Source organism: Wolbachia endosymbiont of Tetranychus urticae (assembly GCF_046529255.1).
Taxonomy (GTDB): domain Bacteria; phylum Pseudomonadota; class Alphaproteobacteria; order Rickettsiales; family Anaplasmataceae; genus Wolbachia.
The window spans coordinates 962,041-982,476 of record NZ_CP114181.1 but is presented as its reverse complement, the minus strand read 5'-3'; the positions used below and the strand labels follow the sequence as shown (position 1 = coordinate 982,476).

Below are 20,436 nucleotides of genomic sequence, written 5' to 3'. Positions count from 1 at the left end.
CACCTCTAATTGATTATAAAAATTACATTTTAAGAGAGATGTAAATAAACGATCCCTTAATTCTAGCATAACAATTGGTTATTATACCAGTTAGCCATAGTAAAATATATAATAACCTTTGTCACTTAAAATTTTACTTTATAAAATAACAACTTAAAATAAAAAATTTTATTATTCTTAACTTTATTGTTATATCTATAAATCTTATATAGATTAAACCTCCTTAGTTTATATTATAAAACTTAATGCGTCATAACTTTAGCAGAAAATCGTTGTACATAAGAAGCTTATTTGCAAAAGAGTATAAAAAAATAGAAGTACATTGTACTCTTGATAAGAAACAACGTATTCAAATCACTCCTGAAGAAGGAAAATTATTAAATTTATTTATCAAAATCCATAAAGTTAAAAGCATAGTTGAAATTGGCACTTTATATGGTTATTCGTCAATTTGTATGGTAAAAGCTTTACCGAAAGATGGTCATATATATACAATAGAAAATAATCCTCAACACTCAAGAATAGCAAAAAAAAATTTTAGTGCTTTTAATCTAAGTGATAAAATTACTCTAATAGAAGGTGATGCACTGGAAAAAATTAATGAATTATCAGCAAAGGCACCATTTGACATGATATTCATCGATGCTGACAAAAGTAGTTATCCTAAGTATTTAGATTGGGCAGAGTCATACATTAAACAAGATGGGCTAATCGTTGCAGATAACACTCTATTATTTGATACAGTATTTTTAGAATCTCCTCCAAAAGAAGTATCAGAAAAGTCATGGCATGCTATGAGAGAGTTTAACGATAGATTGTCAGATGAAAAAAAATATTTTTCCATATTGATTCCTACTGACGAAGGAATGACTGTAGCTTTAAAACTAACGCAAGTTAAAAATCAAGGTCAGCGTAATGTCTAGGGGGAGTTAAGCCAAAAACTCTCTCTAATAATATTTCGCGAAAACAAGGCCTTGATTTAACAATGGAGTACCATTCTTTTAAAATCTTACTTTTTTCCCAGGGAAAACTATTTACGTAGTCTATTATAGAAATATGTGATGCTAAAGTAATATCGGCTAAAGTGAACTTATCGGTTGCAAGCCAAACGTTCTTGTTAATTAAGTGTTCGATGTATTCCATATGGTAAGGCAGGTTATGCTGAGCTGCATGAAGAAATCTAGAGTCAGGGCTGCGGTTAGTAATTACTTTTTCATTCATAATATACTTAGTAACTTCATTGTAAAATTTGCTATCGAACCAATTGATTAAAGCGCGTATTTTAGACTTAATAATAGTTGATGAACCAAGTAATTTGACGTCACTATTGTAAATCTCTTCTATATATTCACAAATGGCATTACTATCCGCTATTACAAAGTTATTATCTATTAATACTGGTACTTGTCCGATTGGATTGATCTCCATGAATTCATTCCGCTTTTCCCATGGATTTTCATATACCAAATCACAACTCAGCTTTTTTTCCTTGAGAAGAGCTCTAACTTTTCGTGAAAATGGACAAAGAGGAAAATGATATAAAATCATAATATTCCTCTTTTGTTATTCCAATACCTATATGTTGTCATTCCAGTACGTGACATTGGAATCCAGCTTATTTCATCATGGACATTACTTTTAACATATATTCCTAGAATCCATTGTCCATTGTATAATTTCCAAATATTTTTATACTTAAATCCCAGTGCAACTGTACGAACATTGTAGTTTGAGAGCAATCCCCACCGGAAGGGTGTCATTTCAGTGATTGACACTGGAATCCAGTTCTTATTATACAACAGCCTAATGTATTCATTTAAAATTAAGTTTTCTGGATCCCAGTGTCTGGGCACTGGGATGACAGAAGAAGAGTATTTTAGGTAACAGCTGTTTACTCCAAAGTAATGTTGCAAAAGGTCTAACATATAAATTATAAGGCTAATATAGAATATACCTTGCTAAAAAAAAAAAAGAGTATAACCTTTTATAAGGTATGCAGGCAAAAATTCTGTAACTTGGTCAGGTCAGAAATGAAGCAACCATATCAGGATCTTTTTGGGTTGCATACCTATTTGTACTATTTGTTTTATTCTAGGCTATGAACATAGCATTAAAATATCGTCCTAATAGCTTTAAAGATTTAGTAGGTCAAGATATATTGGTGCGTATACTAGAAAATGCTTTTACTCTCAACAAAATTCCACAATCTATACTGCTTTCTGGTAGCAGTGGAATTGGTAAAACCACCACTGCAAGAATAATAGCTTTATGCTTGAACTGCTCATTGGGGCCAACTTTTGAACCTTGTGGATCATGTACAAGTTGTCTGGCAATAAAAAATTCAAGCCATCCAGATGTGGTTGAAATCGATGCGGCAAGTCACACTAGTGTTGAGGATGTTAGAGCGATCTTGGGAGATATTTGCTATTTACCAATAAGTTCTAAATTTAAAGTTTACATTATAGATGAAGTACACATGTTATCCAGTAATGCATTTAATGCATTACTTAAAACTCTAGAAGAACCACCATCTAGCGTAAAGTTTATTCTAGCAACTACAGAAATAAAAAAGATACCAATAACTGTTATTGCGCGTTGTCAAAGGTTTGACTTACATAACATTCCTTCAGTTAAGATAATGGAGCATTTAAATGATATTGCACAAAAAGAAAATTATTTTATTGAAAAAGAAGCATCGGAATTAATTGCGCACCACTGTAGCAATTCAATGCGTAACGCTTTATTTTTGATGAATCAAGCAGTGCTATATAGCAAAGATGGTACAATATCCACTCAAAGTGTTAAAGACATACTTGGTCTAGTAGATAGAAACGTTATATTTGATCTACTGGAAGCAGTATTAGATAGTGATTTACAGAAGGCTTTGTTAGTATTCGACAATGTGGTAAAAACAGCAAATCCGCTCAATATTTTTGAAGATCTACTGCAAACAATCCAGTTAATATGCCGTTTTTTAATTACAAAAGAGATTGATACAGAATATGAGAAGAGCAGAGTAAAAGATTTGAGTACAAAAAAGTCTTTAATATTTTTTTCGAGATTGTGGAAGGTGCTGCTTAAGGGTATTCAAGATATAAAGGTTTCAACATGCAATGAAATTGCCGCTGAAATGATATTAATTAGCCTTTGTTATCTTTCTGATTTGCCTTCTCCGGAACAGGTGATCAAAAAAATTCTTTCACAGAATGTAGAGCAAGGAAATAGACAGGGCAGACCTGTTGCACCTTCCCCCTCTGTCATCCAAGTAGCTGACTACTCGGATCCAAAAAAATATGTGGAAAACCCCCACTCTGTCATCCCAGTGCGTGACACTGGGATCCATGTGAAAAATAAACAACAAAATTACGATTTTGATAAGATTTTGCAACTATTAAGGCGGAGTAACCAAATTTATCTTTACAAACAACTATGTAGTAATCTAAAATTAATAGATTGTAAATTTGGGTGTTTAAAATTAAAAGCTGTATCTAACTTGAACAGTAATTTTTGTAATGACTTGAAAAGTTACTTAAATCAAGCTACTAATCAGGAGTGGGTTATTGTAGTTGATACGAGTTATATGAATAGGGAAGTGAGTAATTTAAATTATGCACCTGTAGTTAAGGATATATTAAATACGTTTAAAGGTGCAAAGATAATTAATATAGAAAATAAGGAGTAGGTTGTGGATTTCAGTCAAATAATGAAGCAAGCGCAAGAAATGCAAAAAAAGCTTGCGGAAGCCCAAGAAAAATACATTGGAAAAGAATTTCAAGGTGTTTCTGGTGGTGGCAAAGTTTCTGTATTAGTGGAAGTTATAAAAATAGGTGGCTATAAAGCTAAAAAGGTAAACATAGACTTAGAGCTTATGAGAAATGAAGAAAAAGACATAGTAGAAGATTTAGTGACAGCAGCGTTTAATGATGCCATCAAAAAAGCAGAAGAAGATATGGCAAATGCAACCTCTGATCTTGCAGGTATGATGGGGTTACCACCTGGATTTAAACTTCCTTTTTAAATTTACTACTGAAGTTTGCCTTAATGCAGTAACTAAGTGTTTTCCTTTTATACTAGTACTTCCATGAAGTACATTCATATTACTGCATGAATATGCAGCAATTCACAATGATGAATGCAGATCAGAAGATAAAAAGACATTAGTGAAATAGGTGTCAGAAGATCAAGAGTAAAAAAAAGTAGAGTAACTCTATTTATTAATTAATAAAATCTTTGTATTTTCCTAAAAGTTAGTTAAGATACAGAAGGTTTTATGTTATTAAGTTAGCACTTGACTTAACTTTAGTTATTATTTAGACTGCTAAAGTGGAATTTTAATTTTTTTAACGAGGGCAATTATGCATTATAAAAAGTTTTTTTCGGCAGCTGCTTTAGTGACGTTGCTAAGCCTATCAAACTCTGCTTTTTCATCAGACCCTATTGGTCCAATAAGTGATGAAGAAACTAGCTACTATGTTCGTTTGCAATATAATGGTGAAGTTTTACCTTTTAAAACAAAGATTGATGGTGTTACATATAAATCAGGTAAGGACAACAATAGTCCCTTAAAAGCATCTTTTCTAGCTGGAGGTGGTGCATTTGGTTATAAAATGGATGATATCAGGGTTGATGTTGAAGGACTTTACTCACAATTGAGTAAAGATGCAGATGTAGTAGATACTTCTCCAGCAGTTGTAGAAAGTTTAACAGCATTTTCAGGACTAGTTAATGTTTATTACGATATAGCAATTGAAGATATGCCTATCACTCCATATGTTGGTGTTGGTGTTGGTGCAGCGTATGTAAGCAATCCTTTAGTAACAGAGGTTACTGGTGATAAAAAATCTGGATTTGGTTTTGCTTATCAAGCAAAAGCTGGTGTTAGTTATGATGTAACTCCAGAAATCAAGCTTTATGCTGGTGCTCGTTGTTTTGGTTCTTATGGTGCTAATTTTGGTAAGACAGCTAAAGATGATGGCGGAATCAAAGTTCTTTACAGCACTGTTGGTGCAGAAGCTGGAGTAGCATTTAATTTCTAGTCTATCTTTGTCTTATTATCCCAGTGGGTTTTTCTTGTCATTCAAGTAGCATGACACTGGGATCTAGAAAAAAGAAATGTGGATTCCAGTGTTTGAGCACTGGAATGACACATTATTTATTTAATGTAGTTTTTATCATTACACGCTAGCAGTTTTAATGCTACATTTAGGTGGCTGTTGTTAAGATCTCAACTAAATATAAAGTTATGCTTTTTTAATTAAAGCTTGAATTTTTTGCTGAAAATCAATATATTATATACATGGAGTTTTAATTTAAGTTATTATGTTGACCTCAGTAGCGAATTTATCTGTTAACAGTAGCACTAATCTCATGCAATATATTGCTGAAGTGCGAAAATTTCCTATGCTTTCCCAAGAAGAGGAAGTGCGATTAGCAAAAAATTGGCAAGAATACCAAGATATTTCTTCTGCTCACAGGTTGATTACTAGCCATTTGAATTTGGTAGTAAAAATTGCAATGAAATTTAAGAATTACGGGCTATTGTTGATGGACCTGGTCATGGAAGGGAATATGGGTTTAATGCATGCAGTGAAAAAGTTCAATCCCGATTTAGGGTTTCGTTTTTCAACTTATGCAGTATGGTGGATTGAAGCTTCAATGAAAGACTTTATATTAAAATCTTGGTCGCTTGTAAAAATAGGTACAACGCAAGCACAAAGGAGATTGTTTTTTAGTTTACGTAAAATAAAAAAAAGAATTTTGCAATACACAAACAGAGAAACTTTGAGTAACGAAGAAATAAAAGCAATATCAAACGAGCTTTCTGTATCTGAAGAAGATGTTGTACAGATGAACTATCGTTTGGCTTGTAAGGATCAGTCGTTAAATAATTGTATAAAAATAGGTGATGACTCTAAAAAGGAGTTACAAGATATGATTCCGTGTAATTTAGTCAATCAAGAACTAGCTTACCAGAATCATGAAGAAAAGGCATTAAAAGAAACAATTTTAAGCAATGCGCTGGCAAGTCTTAATGAAAGATCAAGAGACATTTTCATTAGCAGATATTTGTCTGAGAATGCTCAGACTTTGGATGAGCTTAGCAAAAAATATTGTGTTTCAAGAGAAAGAATAAGACAGCTGGCTGAGCAAGCGATGAGTAAGGTAAAACAATACATAAAATCAGAGAGTTTGAAACTTGGGTTACATGCGTAGTCTTTTCGTACTTCTAATATTTCTCTCAGCAGGTGCTCTTGCATCGGTTAATAACGTACAACTGAGCGAAAAATATAAAGATTGGTTTGTGTACACTGCATTGGAAGATGGTGAAAAAGTGTGTTACATTGTATCTCATCCTAAGAAAAAAAGTGAACATTATACAGCCGACCGCAAGCCGTATGTAATGGTCAGTTACGTTGATAAAAAAGCAGATGAGGTGAGCGTCACTTCTGGCTTTCAGTATAATAATGAGCCTGTAGTTCTCAATATCGATAAAAAAATTAAATATCAATTGCCAATAATACAGGGAAGTCTTGCGTGGACAGATGATACAAAAATAGACCAAGATTTGATTCTAAAAATGAAGCAGGGATTATCAATGGTAGTTAATGGAAAAGTAAAAACAGCAAATGTTGATGATACTTATTCCTTGCTTGGCTTTCAAAAAGCGTACCAAAAAATGCATGACTTATGCCATACAAAGTAAATTATTGATCACTAAAGTATAAGATAGGCTGTTTTGTCTCTCAGACAAAAATATGGATATCACTTTACATAGAATATGAATATCATTTAAAATATATTTTTGAGAATTAATATGTCAAAAATTGTAGATATAGGAATCAAAGAACAAAGTTCTGTGTGTGAACAAATGCGTTTTAGTGTAAGTCGTGCAAGCCTTTTAAATACGCTATCCAGGGTAAGTGGAGTGGTTGAAAGGCGCAACGCGATAGATGTTTTAGCGTGTATAAATATCAAAGCACAATATGGTAGCATAAAATTGAAGGCTACTGATCTTGACATTTCAATATTTGCCTCACTTACTGCAAATGTATCAGCAGAAGGAGAAGTGAAAATCTCAGCACATACTTTACATGACATAGTGAAAAAATTGCCAACTAATTTGGATGTCAGTTTCGAAATGAATAATCAAGGAAAATTATTGATATCCTGTGGAAATGCAAATTTTTCTTTACCGAACGTAGTTTCAAATAACTTCCCTGTTCTTGAAGAAGGTGATCATCAATACGATTTCACTCTACTAAGTGCAGATTTGGTAGACTTGTTGACTAAAACGAAGTTTGCTGTGTCGCTAGATGATACAAGGTATAATTTGAATGGGATATATCTGCATACAGATGAGCAATTTCTGTACTGCGTTGCAACTGATGGCCACCGTTTATCATGTATAAAAAGGCCTAAACCTGAAGATATCAACGGAGAATTTGGGGTGATCATTCCACGTAAAACTATCATGGAACTGTTGAAAGTATTGGATGATTGTAATGAGATAAATATAAAACTTTCAGATAGAAAAATCAAATTTACATGTGGTGAGTATATTCTAATATCAAAATTGATAGATGGAACTTTTCCAGATTACAAAGCCGTTATTCCAACGTCTCAAGATAAACAAATGATTGTTGAGAGTAGCAAACTTGCTAGTGTTATAGACCGAGTTTCCGTTGTTGTGTCCGATAAAATAAAATCAATTAAATTTTCATTGCAAGAGAATTTATTAACTCTACATTCAAATTCCCAAGAGTGCAGTGATGCAACTGAATCTATAGAGGTGGATTACGATGGAGCTCTTATGGAAGTAGGATTTAATTCTCGTTATTTGCTTGATGCTTTATCTTGTATAAAAAACAAATGTAAGGTCAGCTTATCAGATGGTAATAGTGCTACAATTATCACTGATGAAGATGATCCAAGTGCACTATATATAGTAATGCCAATGAGGACTTAAGCTAGTAATCTATCTTTACTAAGTATAAGCCGTGAGGCGGTGCAGTGATTCCAGCAGCGTTTCTTTTACATTGACTTAATATATTTAGCATTTTTTGTGGATTAGTTTTGTTTTTTCCAAATTCAACTAAAGTACCAACAATAATCCTCACTTGGTTATGTAAAAAGGAAATCGCAGATATTTTGATGTATATGTGACTTCCGTTTTGTACTATATCAATATCATCGATTGTTCTGACCGGATTTGTAGCTTGACAATCTTTTGAGCGGAAGCTTGAAAGATTATGTTTTCCAAGCAGGTGTCTAGCAGCTTCACGCATGATGTTTACGTCAAGTGGGTTAAATACTTGCCATACATAACCGATTTCCAGAGCTGCAGGAGCGTAGCGATTAATTATTCTATATTCATAATATCTTTTTTTTGCTGAAAATCGCGCATGAAATGCATCATCTACGGCTTCTGCACTAAGCACAACTATAGGAATCGCTTTTAAGTGATAGTTTATTCCATTTCTTATTCTGTAAAGCTCAAATTGCCTTTCCATATTGAAATGAGCAACTTGCCCTAAAGCATGAACTCCTGTGTCAGTTCTGCCACCACAATGCAAAGAGACTCTCTCGCCACTGAAGTTAAATATAGCGTTTTCTATAGTCTCTTGAATTGAGTTAGCAGAGTGTTGTTGTTTCTGCCAGCCAAAAAAACTACTACCATTATATTCTATCGTTATTTTGTATCGCACTACAAAGTCTATCTATCTTAATATAATTTAGGTCACTAACGTTCTTCGTTATTAAAAAACCCTTGGCAGATTGTTTACGTTCAATTACCATGGAAGTTATATAAGTTAATAAACGATCCATGGCAAACAACTCAGAAGAAAGAAATAATGATAAGCAAAAAGCACTAGATAATGCAATAAGCCAAATTGAAAAAGCATTCGGTAAAGGTGCAATAATGAAACTAAAGCAAAATCCTGTAGAAAAAATAGACACGATATCCACAGGGTCGATTGCACTTGATTCAGCTCTGGGTGTTGGGGGATTGCCAAAGGGACGTATAATTGAGATATTTGGCCCTGAGAGTTCTGGTAAAACTACCCTTGCTTTGCATGTAATTGCTGAAGCACAGAAAAAAGGAGGATTATGTGCATTTATCGATGCGGAGCACGCACTGGATGTTATATATGCTCGTAAACTTGGAGTAAACACCGATGATTTGGTGATTTCACAACCAGACACTGGGGAACAAGCGTTACATATCGTTGAGTATTTAGTATGTTCTGGTGCAGTTGATGTAATAGTTATTGACTCTGTTGCAGCACTAACTCCAAGAGCTGAAATTGAAGGAGATATGGGCGACCAGCACATGGGACTACAAGCAAGACTTCTAAGTCATGGGCTACGAAAGCTCACCTCTGCAGTTTCAAAAGCAAACTGTATATTGATATTTATTAACCAAATTCGTATGAAAATAGGAGTAGTATATGGAAATCCTGAAACTACCACTGGTGGGAATGCGTTAAAATTCTATACTTCTATAAGACTTGATATAAGAAAAGTTGGTGCGATAAAGGATAAGGAGAATATTACGGGTAATGAAACGAGAGTTAAAGTTGTAAAAAATAAAGTTGCTCCTCCATTTAGAGAAGCAAAATTCGATATAATGTACAATGAAGGCATATCAAAGCTTGGAGAAATAATAGATATAGGAACAAAACTTGGTGTGCTTGAAAAGGCAGGTGCTTATTATTCATATAACAATACACGTCTTGGACAAGGAAGAGAAAATGTAAAAAGCTACCTCAAGGCAAATAAAGAAATTGCAAATGAAATAGAAACAAAAATCAGAGATTTATTTAAAAATCACGATGATTCTATTGCAATAGAAGAGGAACGCGAACAACTTCTAGAAGAATCAGTATTCTAATCTAGATTAGGGTGAAGTTTTAGTATCCATTCAGATGCATGGCCAATGTGCAAATGTTGAAATCAGTGCTTCTTTTCTTGTCGCCTAAGTAGCCCTTTTGGTGTCATCCCAGTGCTTGACACTGGGATCTAATACCAATTCCCACTATGTAAAGAACAGATAGACAATAATGGGAAAGAAGTGATACTAGAGTAGATAAAATAGAGAGGTATAATGGCATTAAGGTCAAAACTGTTAGACGAAAAAGTTGTAAATTTGGCGAAAGAAATGTTAAAAAAGGTCAGAAATAACGCACATGTTTCAAAAAAGTTACAAGCGGTGATAGCAGGAAAAGAAAGTAGTATAAGCGCTGTGGCAAGAATATGTAAAATTTCAAGGACTGCTTTGACTGAATGGATAAAGCATCTAAAATTTGGTAGAGTAGAAAAATTATTTTCCCCTTCTCAGCGGCGAAGAAAAAGCAAATTAAACAAAAATCAACGTGAGCAAATTGAAATATGGGTAGAAAGAAATCCAAATATTACTATTAAGGAAGTGCAAATAAAAATCTCAGAGGAATTTGGCCTAAACATTAGCAAATCAACAGTGCATCGTGAGATACAAAGGATGAAGTTTTCTTATATAACACCGAGGCCAATTCACCATAAACAAGATAAAAACAAGCAAGAAGAGTTTAAAAAATACTTCAATAAAATAGTCAATTCCCACCCTGAAAAGGAGGTATTTTTTTGATGAATCACGATTTGGAACTCATTCAAAAATCGGACACGGATGGTTTAAAAAAGGGGTCAGAACGCAGGTTAAAATGAAAATTGGTAGACAAAATTTCTATATCTACAGTGCGGTAAATCCAAGAAGTGGTAAGAAAATTAGCCTACTTGCTCCATATGTAAACACTAATTGTATGAATATATTTCTGGAGCAGATGTCGAAAGATTTAGGCACGAAAAAAGCCTTTCTTGTAATGGATTGTGCAGGCTGGCATAGATCAAAAAGTTTGAAAATTCAGAAAAACATTACCATTATATACTTGCCTCCTTATTCACCAGAACTGAATCCTGTTGAGAGGTTGTGGCAATATATCAAACACAATACTTTACGCAACAGAGTCTACGATACCATAGGCTTACTTGAAGATGTTCTGTGTAATTTTATTGTCAGTATTTCCAGTGCTACTATTAAACGAGTTTGTAATGTTTCTTATTTGTTCGATTAGTAATGGAATTTGGTATAAGAAAATTCACAGGCAAACTATAGCCCTTCCCATAATAGTCCAAAAAAATCATAAGAAGGAAGAATCGACAGCATGACGAAAAGATGTGAATAGAGGAATGTTTTTCCTAATTCTGTTTTTTATAGCAAACCAATTATGCTCAATTTTGTTAAAATCTGGAGAATAAGGAGGTAGATATAAAATTTCTGCACCAACTCCTTTAGCAAGTTCAGTAATCTTATTAGACTTATGAAAAGTAGCATTATCAAGGATAACAGTTTGTCCAGGTTTCAAAATCGGTGTCAGAAACTGCTCAAACCATTTATTAAAGATATCCATATTGCAGTGGCCTTCAAAGGTTAACGGAGCAATTATTTTTCTTCCACTTAAGGCTGCAACCATGCTGATTCGCTGAGTTTTCTTGCCAGATTTTAGGGCATAAAACCGCTGTCCTTTCTGACAATATCCATAAGGGTAGTCTTCACTGCTATCAATGCCAGACTCATCTATATACACTAATTCTTTAAGTTCTTTTGTCGCTATAACCTTTGCAAATTGAGATCGCTTTTCCTCATTTCTTTCTTTGTATCCATAGGTCTTTTTTTCTTGTGAATCCTATATTTTAAGTGCTCGATGAATTGTTTGTCTACTAATATTGCCCCAAAGCCTAGCCATCTCTGACTGAGTTTTGCCACCTTGCTCATTTGCAAATTCGGCAAATGCATTCCAGTCGGTAATTTTATGGTTATAGCCCATGCTTCCAGGCTTTTTTGACTGAAAATCTCACGTTTTCTCACGTCTTTTCTTCCACTCATATAAAGTTGTTTTTCCGATCTTAAATCTCTTGGCAACAGTTTCTCCACTCTCTCCTTCATCCAACGCTTCCATTACCCTTTTCCTTAAGTCATAACTATATGCTACTGGCATCCTTACCTTCACTACTATAAATCTATATCTTACTCTTTTTGGACTATTATGGGAAGGGCTATAATTCGGTAAGCTTATGCTAAATTAATGAGCTTAAATGAAAAATTGGATCCCAGTGTCAAGCACTGGGATGACACCATTTGTTACGTAAATTGTCACAATGTTCGTATAGCTGTGTGTTTGCACACTGACTATTTGTTCCTATATTTTTGTCTATCTTATTTTGCTACCCTGCTGAACGGATACAAGTTTTATATTGAATAGGATGTCCTGTTCAATTGCTATATTTCACACTCTCCCAACTGAGTTGATAAAAGCTGCGATATCTCCTTGTAGTATTAGGTGTATATTTTTTGCTATTTTTTCCACTAAGAGGATAACATTATCAAAATTTTCAAATTTTGATAATACATAATCTGCTAAGCTTTTCTGACCTTCGGGCCTGCCTACTCCAAATCTTAAACGCCAATAATCGTTACCAATAAAGCTATCTATAGACTTCAGTCCATTATGTCCAGCAGAGCTACCACCTTTTTTTACTTTTATTCTTCCAAATTTTAAGTCAGCATCATCATGTATAACAAAAATGTTATCTAACGATAATTTGTAAAAATTTTTTATTTTTGCAACAGGAATGCCTGAATTATTCATAAACGAATAAGGCTTTATCAGTATGGTTTTATTATTATTAATTATGCCTGAGGTTATCAAGTAATCAGCTTTCTTAGAAAATGACTGAAAATTCCAATACTTGCAAATTGCATCAATAACTATGAAGCCAATATTATGATGAGTTAATTCATATTTACTACCAGGATTACCAAGCCCAGCTATTAAATGCACTACTCCTCTGTTTTTGTTTGAGACTCTTCAACATCACTATCAGCAGCAGAAATTGTCACAATGGTGAAATTTTCTTCCTCATGAGCTACAAACTTAACACCTTCTGGTAATTTTATATCATTGATATGTATAGACTGACCGATCATTTTGCCAGACAAATCAATTTCTATGACTTGAGGTATTTTCTCAGGAGAGCATTTGACAGTAATAGAACGACACAAAACATTAAGCACTCCACCTAATTTGATTCCTGGTGATTTACTTTCATTGATGAATGATAAAGGTATATCTATTTTAATTTCACTACCTTTATCAACAAACTGAAAATCAACATGTTGCACAGTATCCTTTACTACATGCCATTGAACATCACGAACAAGAGCATATTCTTTTTTCCCTGAAATATCTAGTTCTATTAAATGTGCAGAAAGAGCACCTGATTTATATCGTTTAGTAAATTCCTTTGCAGACAATGTCAAATTTACGTTATCATGCCCTTTACCATATATAACTGCAGGTATACTTCCCTTCTCCCTCAGAGCCTGCATCGCTTTCTTTTTTTTTACATCACGTAACTCTGCATTAATTGTTACCATTTCTTGCTGTGCCATCGATTACTCCTATTCAGCTAATCCTTTTTATATAATTTAATAATATAACATAAAAATATTTATTTCAAACTTCATTCTTTCACACTAATTCTTTGTGGAAAAATTTATTTAGATATATACTTAAGATTACGTAGTAATACCAATTCCCACTATGTAAAGAACAGATAGACAATAATGGGAAAGAAGTGATACTAGAGTAGATAAAATAGAGAGGTATAAATGTCATTAAGGTCAAAACTGTTAGACGAAAAAGTTGTAAATTTGGCGAAAGAAATGTTAAAAAAGGTCAGAAATAACGCATATGTTTCAAAAAAGTTACAAGCGGTGATAGCAGGAAAAGAAAGTAGTATAAGCGCTGTGGCAAGAATATGTAAAATTTCAAGGACTGCTTTGACTGAATGGATAAAGCATCTAAAATTTGGTAGAGTAGAAAAATTATTTTCCCCTTCTCAGCGGCGAAGAAAAAGCAAATTAAACAAAAATCAACGTGAGCAAATTGAAATATGGGTAGAAAGAAATCCAAATATTACTATTAAGGAAGTGCAAATAAAAATCTCAGAGGAATTTGGCCTAAACATTAGCAAATCAACAGTGCATCGTGAGATACAAAGGATGAAGTTTTCTTATATAACACCGAGGCCAATTCACCATAAACAAGATAAAAACAAGCAAGAAGAGTTTAAAAAATACTTCAATAAAATAGTCAATTCCCACCCTGAAAAGGAGGTATTTTTTTGATGAATCACGATTTGGAACTCATTCAAAAATCGGACACGGATGGTTTAAAAAAGGGGTCAGAACGCAGGTTAAATGAAAATTGGTAGACAAAATTTCTATATCTACAGTGCGGTAAATCCAAGAAGTGGTAAGAAAATTAGCCTACTTGCTCCATATGTAAACACTGATTGTATGAATATATTTCTGGAGCAGATGTCGAAAGATTTAGGCACGAAAAAAGCCTTTCTTGTAATGGATTGTGCAGGCTGGCATAGATCAAAAAGTTTGAAAATTCAGAAAAACATTACCATTATATACTTGCCTCCTTATTCACCAGAACTGAATCCTGTTGAGAGGTTGTGGCAATATATCAAACACAATACTTTACGCAACAGAGTCTACGATACCATAGGCTTACTTGAAGATGTTCTGTGTAATTTTATTGTCAGTATTTCCAGTGCTACTATTAAACGAGTTTGTAATGTTTCTTATTTGTTCGATTAGTAATGTAATTTGGTATAAGAACTATGAGTATTGACGATCAAGTAGTTTTTAAGATTTATAAGCCAACAAAAACTGCAACACAATCTGGCTTAGGTAATACAAAATTCTGGTACCTAAAAATTGAGCCTTGTTCTTACTATATTGAACCTTTGATGGGATGGGTTGGCTCAAAAGATCCCCAAAAACAGATTGTATTAAAGTTTGATTCTCTTGAAAAAGCAATATCTTACGCAAAGAAACACAACACAAAGTACACAATTGAAATGCCAAAAGATGTTAAAAGACTGCCAAAATCTTATGCAAATAATTTTATACTAAAGTAAATTTTATTGTAGTATGTTTACCTAAAAGCTTAAATCTAAGAACATATCTTGAAAGGACTTAAGTGGTTAAGCATATATTAAAGAGTTCTTGCAGTAAGGAGAGCACGCTCATACGTCAAGCAAATAATGTTTACCTAAAATTCTTTGACATTCGCAGCTTTCTTGGCAATCGTATCCCATTTTCAGTAAACAGTGATTCTTCTATATATTAGAAAAATTTTTATTTTAATTAGCGTTAAACAATAGGCGCCTATTGGTTTTTAGCTAAAGTAAAAGTCAAATATCTGGAATTCTGGACATAAAATCCTCCTGTGTAAAAAAGATTAGAAAAAATGCAGTGGACATACGACAGAGATTAAGTATACGTGTATACACTGAAGAAGACACACTACATTAATGAGTTTGATTGTTTAATAGAAAAAGTCTGCAGACAAAGATAGATTTTGAGCTCTTAAAATATCTCTAACTGTAATTAGAATCAGATTTGAAATATGCGCAAGCAATTTTTCATGTTAATATTTCAAATTAGGCCTCTTGCATAACTATATTAAAGGTTACCACTCCCTCATTATATATTTTATTGCATTAATAATTGTTATCTTCCCTTGTGCAACATTTGGCCTTGTCACTGACATCACTCGTTACCCTACTATTTTTTGCTTACCTCATCTTATTTTTTCCCTTTCAAGATAGGTTCTAATTGTTATTCTGGGTTTTAATACCAATTCTCATTATTAATGAACCAAATAAGAAGCATAGCAGAGTTGTTTAACCGTGGAAGGGGAAAGAGAGGTAATAAATTTACACAAAGCGCATTCAAGCAGAACAATTGTATCGTAGATTTTATTGCGTAAAATGTTCTGTTTTATATATAACCAAAACCTCTCAACAGGATTGAGTTCAGGTGAGTATGGTGGTAGGTATATAATTTCGATATTTTTAGGTGCCTTTAAATTTTTTGACTTATGCCAACTAGCGCAATCCATCAAGAGAAAAGCCTTTCGTATTCCTAAATATTGCGACATCTGTTCAAGGAATATATTTATACAATCAGTGTTGACGTTTGGTGCAAATAAGCTAAAATTCTCTCCATTTCTAGGATTAACTGCACTATAGAGATAAAAATTTTCCCTACCTAATTTTACCTTAACCTGTGTCCTACTGCCTTTTTTAAACCACCCATGTCCAACTTTCGAATGTGTACCAAACCGTGATTCATCGAAGAAAAATAGCTCTTTTTCAGAATGCATGACAATAGTTTCATTGAGGTTTTTTTTTAAACTCCTCTTGCTTGTTTTTATCTTGTCCACTATGAACTGGTCTTGGTGTGATATATGAGAATTTCATTCTTTGCATATTACGATGTATTGCGGATTTGCTGATATTCAAACCAAATCTTTCTTGGATTCTTATTCTCATTTCTCTAATAGTAATATTGGGGTTTTCCTCTATCCACAACTCATACCAAATTCCATTACTAATCGAACAAATAAGAAACATTACAAACTCGTTTAATAGTAGCACTGGAAATACTGACAATAAAATTACACAGAACATCTTCAAGTAAGCCTATGGTATCGTAGACTCTGTTGCGTAAAGTATTGTGTTTGATATATTGCCACAACCTCTCAACAGGATTCAGTTCTCACTTTTACCCACAACTTTGAGAGGTCATTATGCGAGGCATAACCATGCTTTCCCTGAGGTTTTCATAACCACGCCATAGAGTCATAGTTCCTGGTAAATTATCACTTTTTCTATTCATAAATCCACCTAATTTTCCTAACCAAATAATAGCTTGTTTTATGTTTGGAGGTTCTTCTGGCAATTTGGCTACTTTATGCTCACGTATGTAAAGGGTTTTCCACTCTTCATTACTTAAAACCTTAGTACAAACCTCCATAGGATTCGATAAAGCGATTTTTGTTAAATATAAAATATTAAATGCAATAATGCTCTTTATAGCGATTAATTTCTCTAATCTTTCTTTTGTAGCTAAACGAGAGCTTTCTACCTTACATCCTGATTTTAAAATCCTAAAATACTCCTCGATTTTCCATCTTAGCTTATACCAATTTATCCTTTCTATAGCATCTAAAGTGCTATTAACTGGTACATTAGTCAGCAAAGTCCAATCAATAGCTTCTACTCTTTCAGGAGGATTTGTTTCTTTGGCACTTACTACATATATAGCGATTTTATCACTTATTTTATGCTCTGTATCTTTCGATCCATAAATGTAAGGAGATCTGATAGGTATATAGCCTTTCATATACCTGACTTCAATGTTAGCTTTTCTTGAGATCTGGTATTTATTTTCAGCAACATTCAAGACAATTTCCTTTTTTACAGGCAGTTGAGTTATACGTGTTTGCAAATCCGTTTTTCCCCCTTCAATACAGATGAATTTCCTATTAGTTCGGTTGCGGATTACATAAAAACTGTCCAATGATTCAACAGTCCATAAAAACTTAAAAATATCTGCTTCCCTATCACCAATAGTAACAAGCTGTACACCTTCTGCGAGGTTATTTAGGGTTTCTTTTAGTGCCGCTATCCACTTATAGCTTTCTTTCTCCTTTATAGCAGTACGGTATTTCCTGTTTGCTTTTTCTTGGGCTGTTTCTTCCCTGATAGAACGTGCCCAACACTGTTGAGAAGATAGCCCTAAAGGTAATCCGTCTTTGTTAACCATTAAGTTACTGTGCAATAACAAACCCTTTTTATATTTTGTATAGGCTTTAGAAATACTACCTAGACCCTTAGTCTTTATATGAGAGTCAAAATCCAAATAACTTGTATCTTGAACTGAAAATACCAGCTCATTTCCTTTTATCCTTTCCATAGTTTCTTTATAATGGGAAGAATAAATTTCCTTAGCTTCAAGCTTCTCATTGCTAAATAATCTGTATGCACCTTTAGCTTCTTTCCATCCTACACAGCTTTGACTAATTGACCCAGACGCCTTATTCTCTATTAAATAGCTTGTTTTAATAAGTCTTGTATTAAGCCTTACATCTCCCAGATTAACATGTCTCAACTCTTTTTCTAGCCATTTATCTCCTAAGCCATCAGCACATTGTACATTTCTATTTACTTCACACATTTTTACCTCATCTTAAGTATATTTTTCTCTATCTTACTTGCTTTTTATACTTGTGGGTAAAAGTGAGGATTCAGTTCTGGTGAATAAGGAGGCAAGTATATAATGGTAATGTTTTTCTGAATTTTCAAACTTTTTGATCTATGCCAGCCTGCACAATCCATTACAAGAAAGGCTTTTTTCGTGCCTAAATCTTTCGACATCTGCTCCAGAAATATATTCATACAATCAGTGTTTACATATGGAGCAAGTAGGCTAATTTTCTTACCACTTCTTGGATTTACCGCACTGTAGATATAGAAATTTTGTCTACCAATTTTCATTTAACCTGCGTTCTGACCCCTTTTTTAAACCATCCGTGTCCGATTTTTGAATGAGTTCCAAATCGTGATTCATCAAAAAAATACCTCCTTTTCAGGGTGGGAATTGACTATTTTATTGAAGTATTTTTTAAACTCTTCTTGCTTGTTTTTATCTTGTTTATGGTGAATTGGCCTCGGTGTTATATAAGAAAACTTCATCCTTTGTATCTCACGATGCACTGTTGATTTGCTAATGTTTAGGCCAAATTCCTCTGAGATTTTTATTTGCACTTCCTTAATAGTAATATTTGGATTTCTTTCTACCCATATTTCAATTTGCTCACGTTGATTTTTGTTTAATTTGCTTTTTCTTCGCCGCTGAGAAGGGGAAAATAATTTTTCTTCTCTTCCAAATTTTAGATGCTTTATCCATTCAGTCAAAGCAGTCCTTGAAATTTTACATATTCTTGCCACAGCGCTTATACTACTTTCTTTTCCTGCTATCACCGCTTGTAACTTTTTTGAAACATATGCGTTATTTCTGACCTTTTTTAACATTTCTTTCGCCAAATTTACAACTTTTTCGTCTAACAGTTTTGACCTTAATGCCATTTATACCTCTCTATTTTATCTACTCTAGTATCACTTCTTTCCCATTATTGTCTATCTGTTCTTTACATAGTGGGAATTGGTATCAATTCGTTCAAGTTGACTTTGGTTCAATATAGTTTTTCTACAGCGTTGAGGTGGAGCAAATAATTTTTCTTCTCTTCCAAATTTTATGTGCTTTATCCATGTAGTAATTGCCTTTCTCGAAATGCAACATATTTTTGCTACAGCTGTTATACTGTGCTTTTTTGCTGCAATTACAGCATTTAGTTTTTTTGCAACATACGCATTATTTCTTACTCTCTTCAGCATCTCTTTTGCTGATTTCACCACTTTTTCATCCAATAATTTTGATCTTAATGCCATCTAAACCTCGCTATTTTACTTACTTCAGTATGGCTTTTTTCCATTATTTTCTATTCGTTGCTTGAAACGCTAATTCTGGATTAAAAAGAGAATAGAAAAGTCAGGAGAGTAGGGTAAACTCAACAAATAGAAAAAAATAGATGAGGTTACCCATGGAAGATATAACAAAACTGTTTTGTCTGGTCGATGATTTTTGCAGAGATATAGAGAAAAATTTTGCAGATAAACTACTGCCAAACGGTAAAAACCCACAAGAGTGCCAGAAATTACACATTCGGAAATTATCACAATAATCCTCCTGTATCAGCAATCTCCCTGTGAAAATTTTAAGGCTTTCTACCTGCATTACCTAACATTGCTCTACAAATCAGAGTTTTCGAAGTTGCCTTCATACACTAGGTTTGTTGCTCTAAAGCCCAGGGTTTTGTGGCATTTAGCCATGCTATTACAGTGCCTTTGCGGATGGTCAGAACTTACTGGAATCTCATACATAGATACAACTCCTATTGCAGTTTGCCATGCAAAAAGAATATCAAGAAATAAGGTTTTTGCTGGAATTGCAAAATTAAGCAAGAGTACATATGGCTGGTTTTTCGGCTTTAAACTACATTTGATAATTAACGAGAAAGGTGAAATTCAAGCTTTTACGCTTACAAGAGGTAATGTTGACGATAGAGAGCCTGTAGCAAACCTAACTAAGAAATTAACCGGTCTTTTGTTTGGTGATAAAGGCTATATTAAAAAAGAGCTTTTCCAAGAGTTGTTTAACCGCGGTTTGAAACTTGTTACCAAGGTGAAAAAGGGGATGAAAAACACATTAATTTCACTACATGAAAAGATTTTGCTGAGAAAAAGGTCGATCATTGAGACGATTTTTGGCTACCTCAAAAATAGACTTGAAATTGAACATACTCGCCATAGATCTCCCGTTAATTTCTTGGTTCACATCTTTTCTACTCTCATTTCCTATTCCTTGAAATCCAAAAAGCCTTCCATTTCTTATACTTTCTTCCTTCCTTAATCCAG

General features: G+C 33.6%; 15 protein-coding genes, 1 other RNA gene and 8 pseudogenes. 13 read left to right on the top strand and 11 right to left on the bottom strand.

Annotated elements, in window-relative coordinates; genetic code table 11:
* Positions 1-245 precede the first annotated feature (245 nt).
* The gene (locus tag O1Q06_RS05075) at positions 246-923 is read left to right on the top strand and encodes an O-methyltransferase (RefSeq protein WP_410542284.1); all 678 of its coding nucleotides are present in this window, start codon (positions 246-248) and stop codon (positions 921-923) included.
* On the opposite strand, the gene O1Q06_RS05070 is transcribed toward O1Q06_RS05075, so the two are convergent.
* Entirely contained in the window at positions 895-1,548 is a 654-nt protein-coding gene (locus tag O1Q06_RS05070) for a glutathione S-transferase family protein (protein ID WP_019236837.1), read from the bottom strand. The two genes, O1Q06_RS05075 and O1Q06_RS05070, sit on opposite strands and share 29 nt — an antisense overlap.
* A 203-nt stretch (positions 1,549-1,751) precedes the next feature.
* Positions 1,752-1,865, bottom strand: a pseudogene (locus tag O1Q06_RS05065) (WPE palindromic element domain-containing protein); the annotation flags it as partial.
* A 118-nt stretch (positions 1,866-1,983) separates the two neighbouring features.
* On the opposite strand from O1Q06_RS05065, the gene ffs reads away from it, so the two are divergent.
* From ffs to dnaN, 7 genes are all read left to right on the top strand, one after another.
* An RNA gene (gene ffs, locus O1Q06_RS05060) (signal recognition particle sRNA small type) lies at positions 1,984-2,082 on the top strand.
* Positions 2,083-2,098: 16 nt separating this feature from the next.
* On the top strand, positions 2,099-3,682 hold the full coding sequence (gene dnaX / locus O1Q06_RS05055) for a DNA polymerase III subunit gamma/tau (RefSeq protein ID WP_410542283.1): 1,584 nt from the start codon (positions 2,099-2,101) through the stop codon (positions 3,680-3,682).
* A 21-nt stretch (positions 3,683-3,703) separates the two neighbouring features.
* On the top strand, positions 3,704-4,018 hold the full coding sequence (locus tag O1Q06_RS05050) for a YbaB/EbfC family nucleoid-associated protein (RefSeq protein ID WP_410542282.1): 315 nt from the start codon (positions 3,704-3,706) through the stop codon (positions 4,016-4,018).
* A 337-nt stretch (positions 4,019-4,355) separates the two neighbouring features.
* Complete coding sequence (locus tag O1Q06_RS05045) at positions 4,356-5,036, top strand: P44/Msp2 family outer membrane protein (RefSeq protein ID WP_410542281.1); 681 nt, start codon at positions 4,356-4,358, stop codon at positions 5,034-5,036.
* Positions 5,037-5,319: 283 nt separating this feature from the next.
* Complete coding sequence (locus O1Q06_RS05040) at positions 5,320-6,213, top strand: RNA polymerase factor sigma-32 (RefSeq protein ID WP_410542280.1); 894 nt, start codon at positions 5,320-5,322, stop codon at positions 6,211-6,213.
* Positions 6,206-6,703 carry an invasion associated locus B family protein gene (locus O1Q06_RS05035; protein ID WP_410542279.1) on the top strand — a complete coding sequence of 166 codons (498 nt, stop codon included), beginning with the start codon at positions 6,206-6,208 and terminating at the stop codon, positions 6,701-6,703. Before O1Q06_RS05040 ends, O1Q06_RS05035 begins: the two co-directional genes overlap by 8 nt.
* Before the next feature lie 111 nt (positions 6,704-6,814).
* Positions 6,815-7,966 carry a DNA polymerase III subunit beta gene (dnaN, locus tag O1Q06_RS05030; protein ID WP_410542278.1) on the top strand — a complete coding sequence of 384 codons (1,152 nt, stop codon included), beginning with the start codon at positions 6,815-6,817 and terminating at the stop codon, positions 7,964-7,966.
* Position 7,967: 1 nt separating this feature from the next.
* Here dnaN and truA read toward each other — a convergent pair whose 3' ends face one another.
* The gene (gene truA / locus O1Q06_RS05025) at positions 7,968-8,705 is read right to left on the bottom strand and encodes a tRNA pseudouridine(38-40) synthase TruA (RefSeq protein ID WP_410542277.1); all 738 of its coding nucleotides are present in this window, start codon (positions 8,703-8,705) and stop codon (positions 7,968-7,970) included.
* A 119-nt stretch (positions 8,706-8,824) separates the two neighbouring features.
* Here truA and recA point away from each other — a divergent pair, with 119 nt between their 5' ends.
* Together recA and O1Q06_RS05015 are read left to right on the top strand one after the other, a co-directional pair.
* Positions 8,825-9,892, top strand: coding sequence for a recombinase RecA (recA, locus tag O1Q06_RS05020; RefSeq protein ID WP_410542276.1), 1,068 nt, complete (start codon positions 8,825-8,827; stop codon positions 9,890-9,892).
* 213 nt (positions 9,893-10,105) lie between these two features.
* Positions 10,106-11,108, top strand: a protein-coding gene (locus tag O1Q06_RS05015; protein ID WP_410542275.1) for an IS630-like element ISWpi10 family transposase whose coding sequence is annotated in 2 segments (ribosomal slippage) — positions 10,106-10,615 and positions 10,617-11,108 — 1,002 coding nt in all. Because the reading frame shifts where the segments join, the coding sequence is not laid out codon by codon here.
* Between the two features lie 66 nt (positions 11,109-11,174).
* Here the strand turns inward: O1Q06_RS05015 and O1Q06_RS05010 are convergent.
* From O1Q06_RS05010 to O1Q06_RS05000, 3 genes and pseudogenes are all read right to left on the bottom strand, one after another.
* Positions 11,175-12,032 (bottom strand): annotated as a pseudogene (locus O1Q06_RS05010) (IS630 family transposase).
* A 288-nt stretch (positions 12,033-12,320) separates the two neighbouring features.
* Positions 12,321-12,875, bottom strand: a complete 555-nt coding sequence (gene pth, locus O1Q06_RS05005) for an aminoacyl-tRNA hydrolase (protein WP_410542274.1) — start codon at positions 12,873-12,875, stop codon at positions 12,321-12,323.
* Entirely contained in the window at positions 12,875-13,486 is a 612-nt protein-coding gene (locus O1Q06_RS05000) for a 50S ribosomal protein L25/general stress protein Ctc (protein ID WP_410542273.1), read from the bottom strand. Before O1Q06_RS05000 ends, pth begins: the two co-directional genes overlap by 1 nt.
* A 219-nt stretch (positions 13,487-13,705) precedes the next feature.
* On the opposite strand from O1Q06_RS05000, the pseudogene O1Q06_RS04995 reads away from it, so the two are divergent.
* Together O1Q06_RS04995 and O1Q06_RS04990 are read left to right on the top strand one after the other, a co-directional pair.
* Positions 13,706-14,707 (top strand): annotated as a pseudogene (locus O1Q06_RS04995) (IS630-like element ISWpi10 family transposase).
* Between the two features lie 23 nt (positions 14,708-14,730).
* Positions 14,731-15,030: an ETC complex I subunit gene (locus O1Q06_RS04990; RefSeq protein ID WP_264336389.1), complete on the top strand. Its 300-nt coding sequence runs from the start codon at positions 14,731-14,733 to the stop codon at positions 15,028-15,030.
* Positions 15,031-15,764: 734 nt separating this feature from the next.
* On the opposite strand, the pseudogene O1Q06_RS04985 reads toward O1Q06_RS04990, so the two are convergent.
* From O1Q06_RS04985 to O1Q06_RS04965, 5 genes and pseudogenes are all read right to left on the bottom strand, one after another.
* Positions 15,765-16,491 (bottom strand): annotated as a pseudogene (locus tag O1Q06_RS04985) (IS630 family transposase); the annotation flags it as partial.
* Between the two features lie 16 nt (positions 16,492-16,507).
* Positions 16,508-16,675, bottom strand: a pseudogene (locus O1Q06_RS04980) (IS630 family transposase); the annotation flags it as partial.
* Between the two features lie 6 nt (positions 16,676-16,681).
* Positions 16,682-18,136: an IS4 family transposase gene (locus O1Q06_RS04975; RefSeq protein ID WP_410542272.1), complete on the bottom strand. Its 1,455-nt coding sequence runs from the start codon at positions 18,134-18,136 to the stop codon at positions 16,682-16,684.
* A 65-nt stretch (positions 18,137-18,201) separates the two neighbouring features.
* A pseudogene (locus O1Q06_RS04970) lies at positions 18,202-19,047 on the bottom strand (IS630-like element ISWpi10 family transposase); the annotation flags it as partial.
* A gap of 81 nt (positions 19,048-19,128) precedes the next feature.
* Positions 19,129-19,410 (bottom strand): annotated as a pseudogene (locus O1Q06_RS04965) (IS630 family transposase); the annotation flags it as partial.
* Positions 19,411-19,562: 152 nt separating this feature from the next.
* Here O1Q06_RS04965 and O1Q06_RS04960 point away from each other — a divergent pair.
* Positions 19,563-20,431: pseudogene (locus O1Q06_RS04960) on the top strand (IS982 family transposase).
* Positions 20,432-20,436 lie beyond the last annotated feature (5 nt).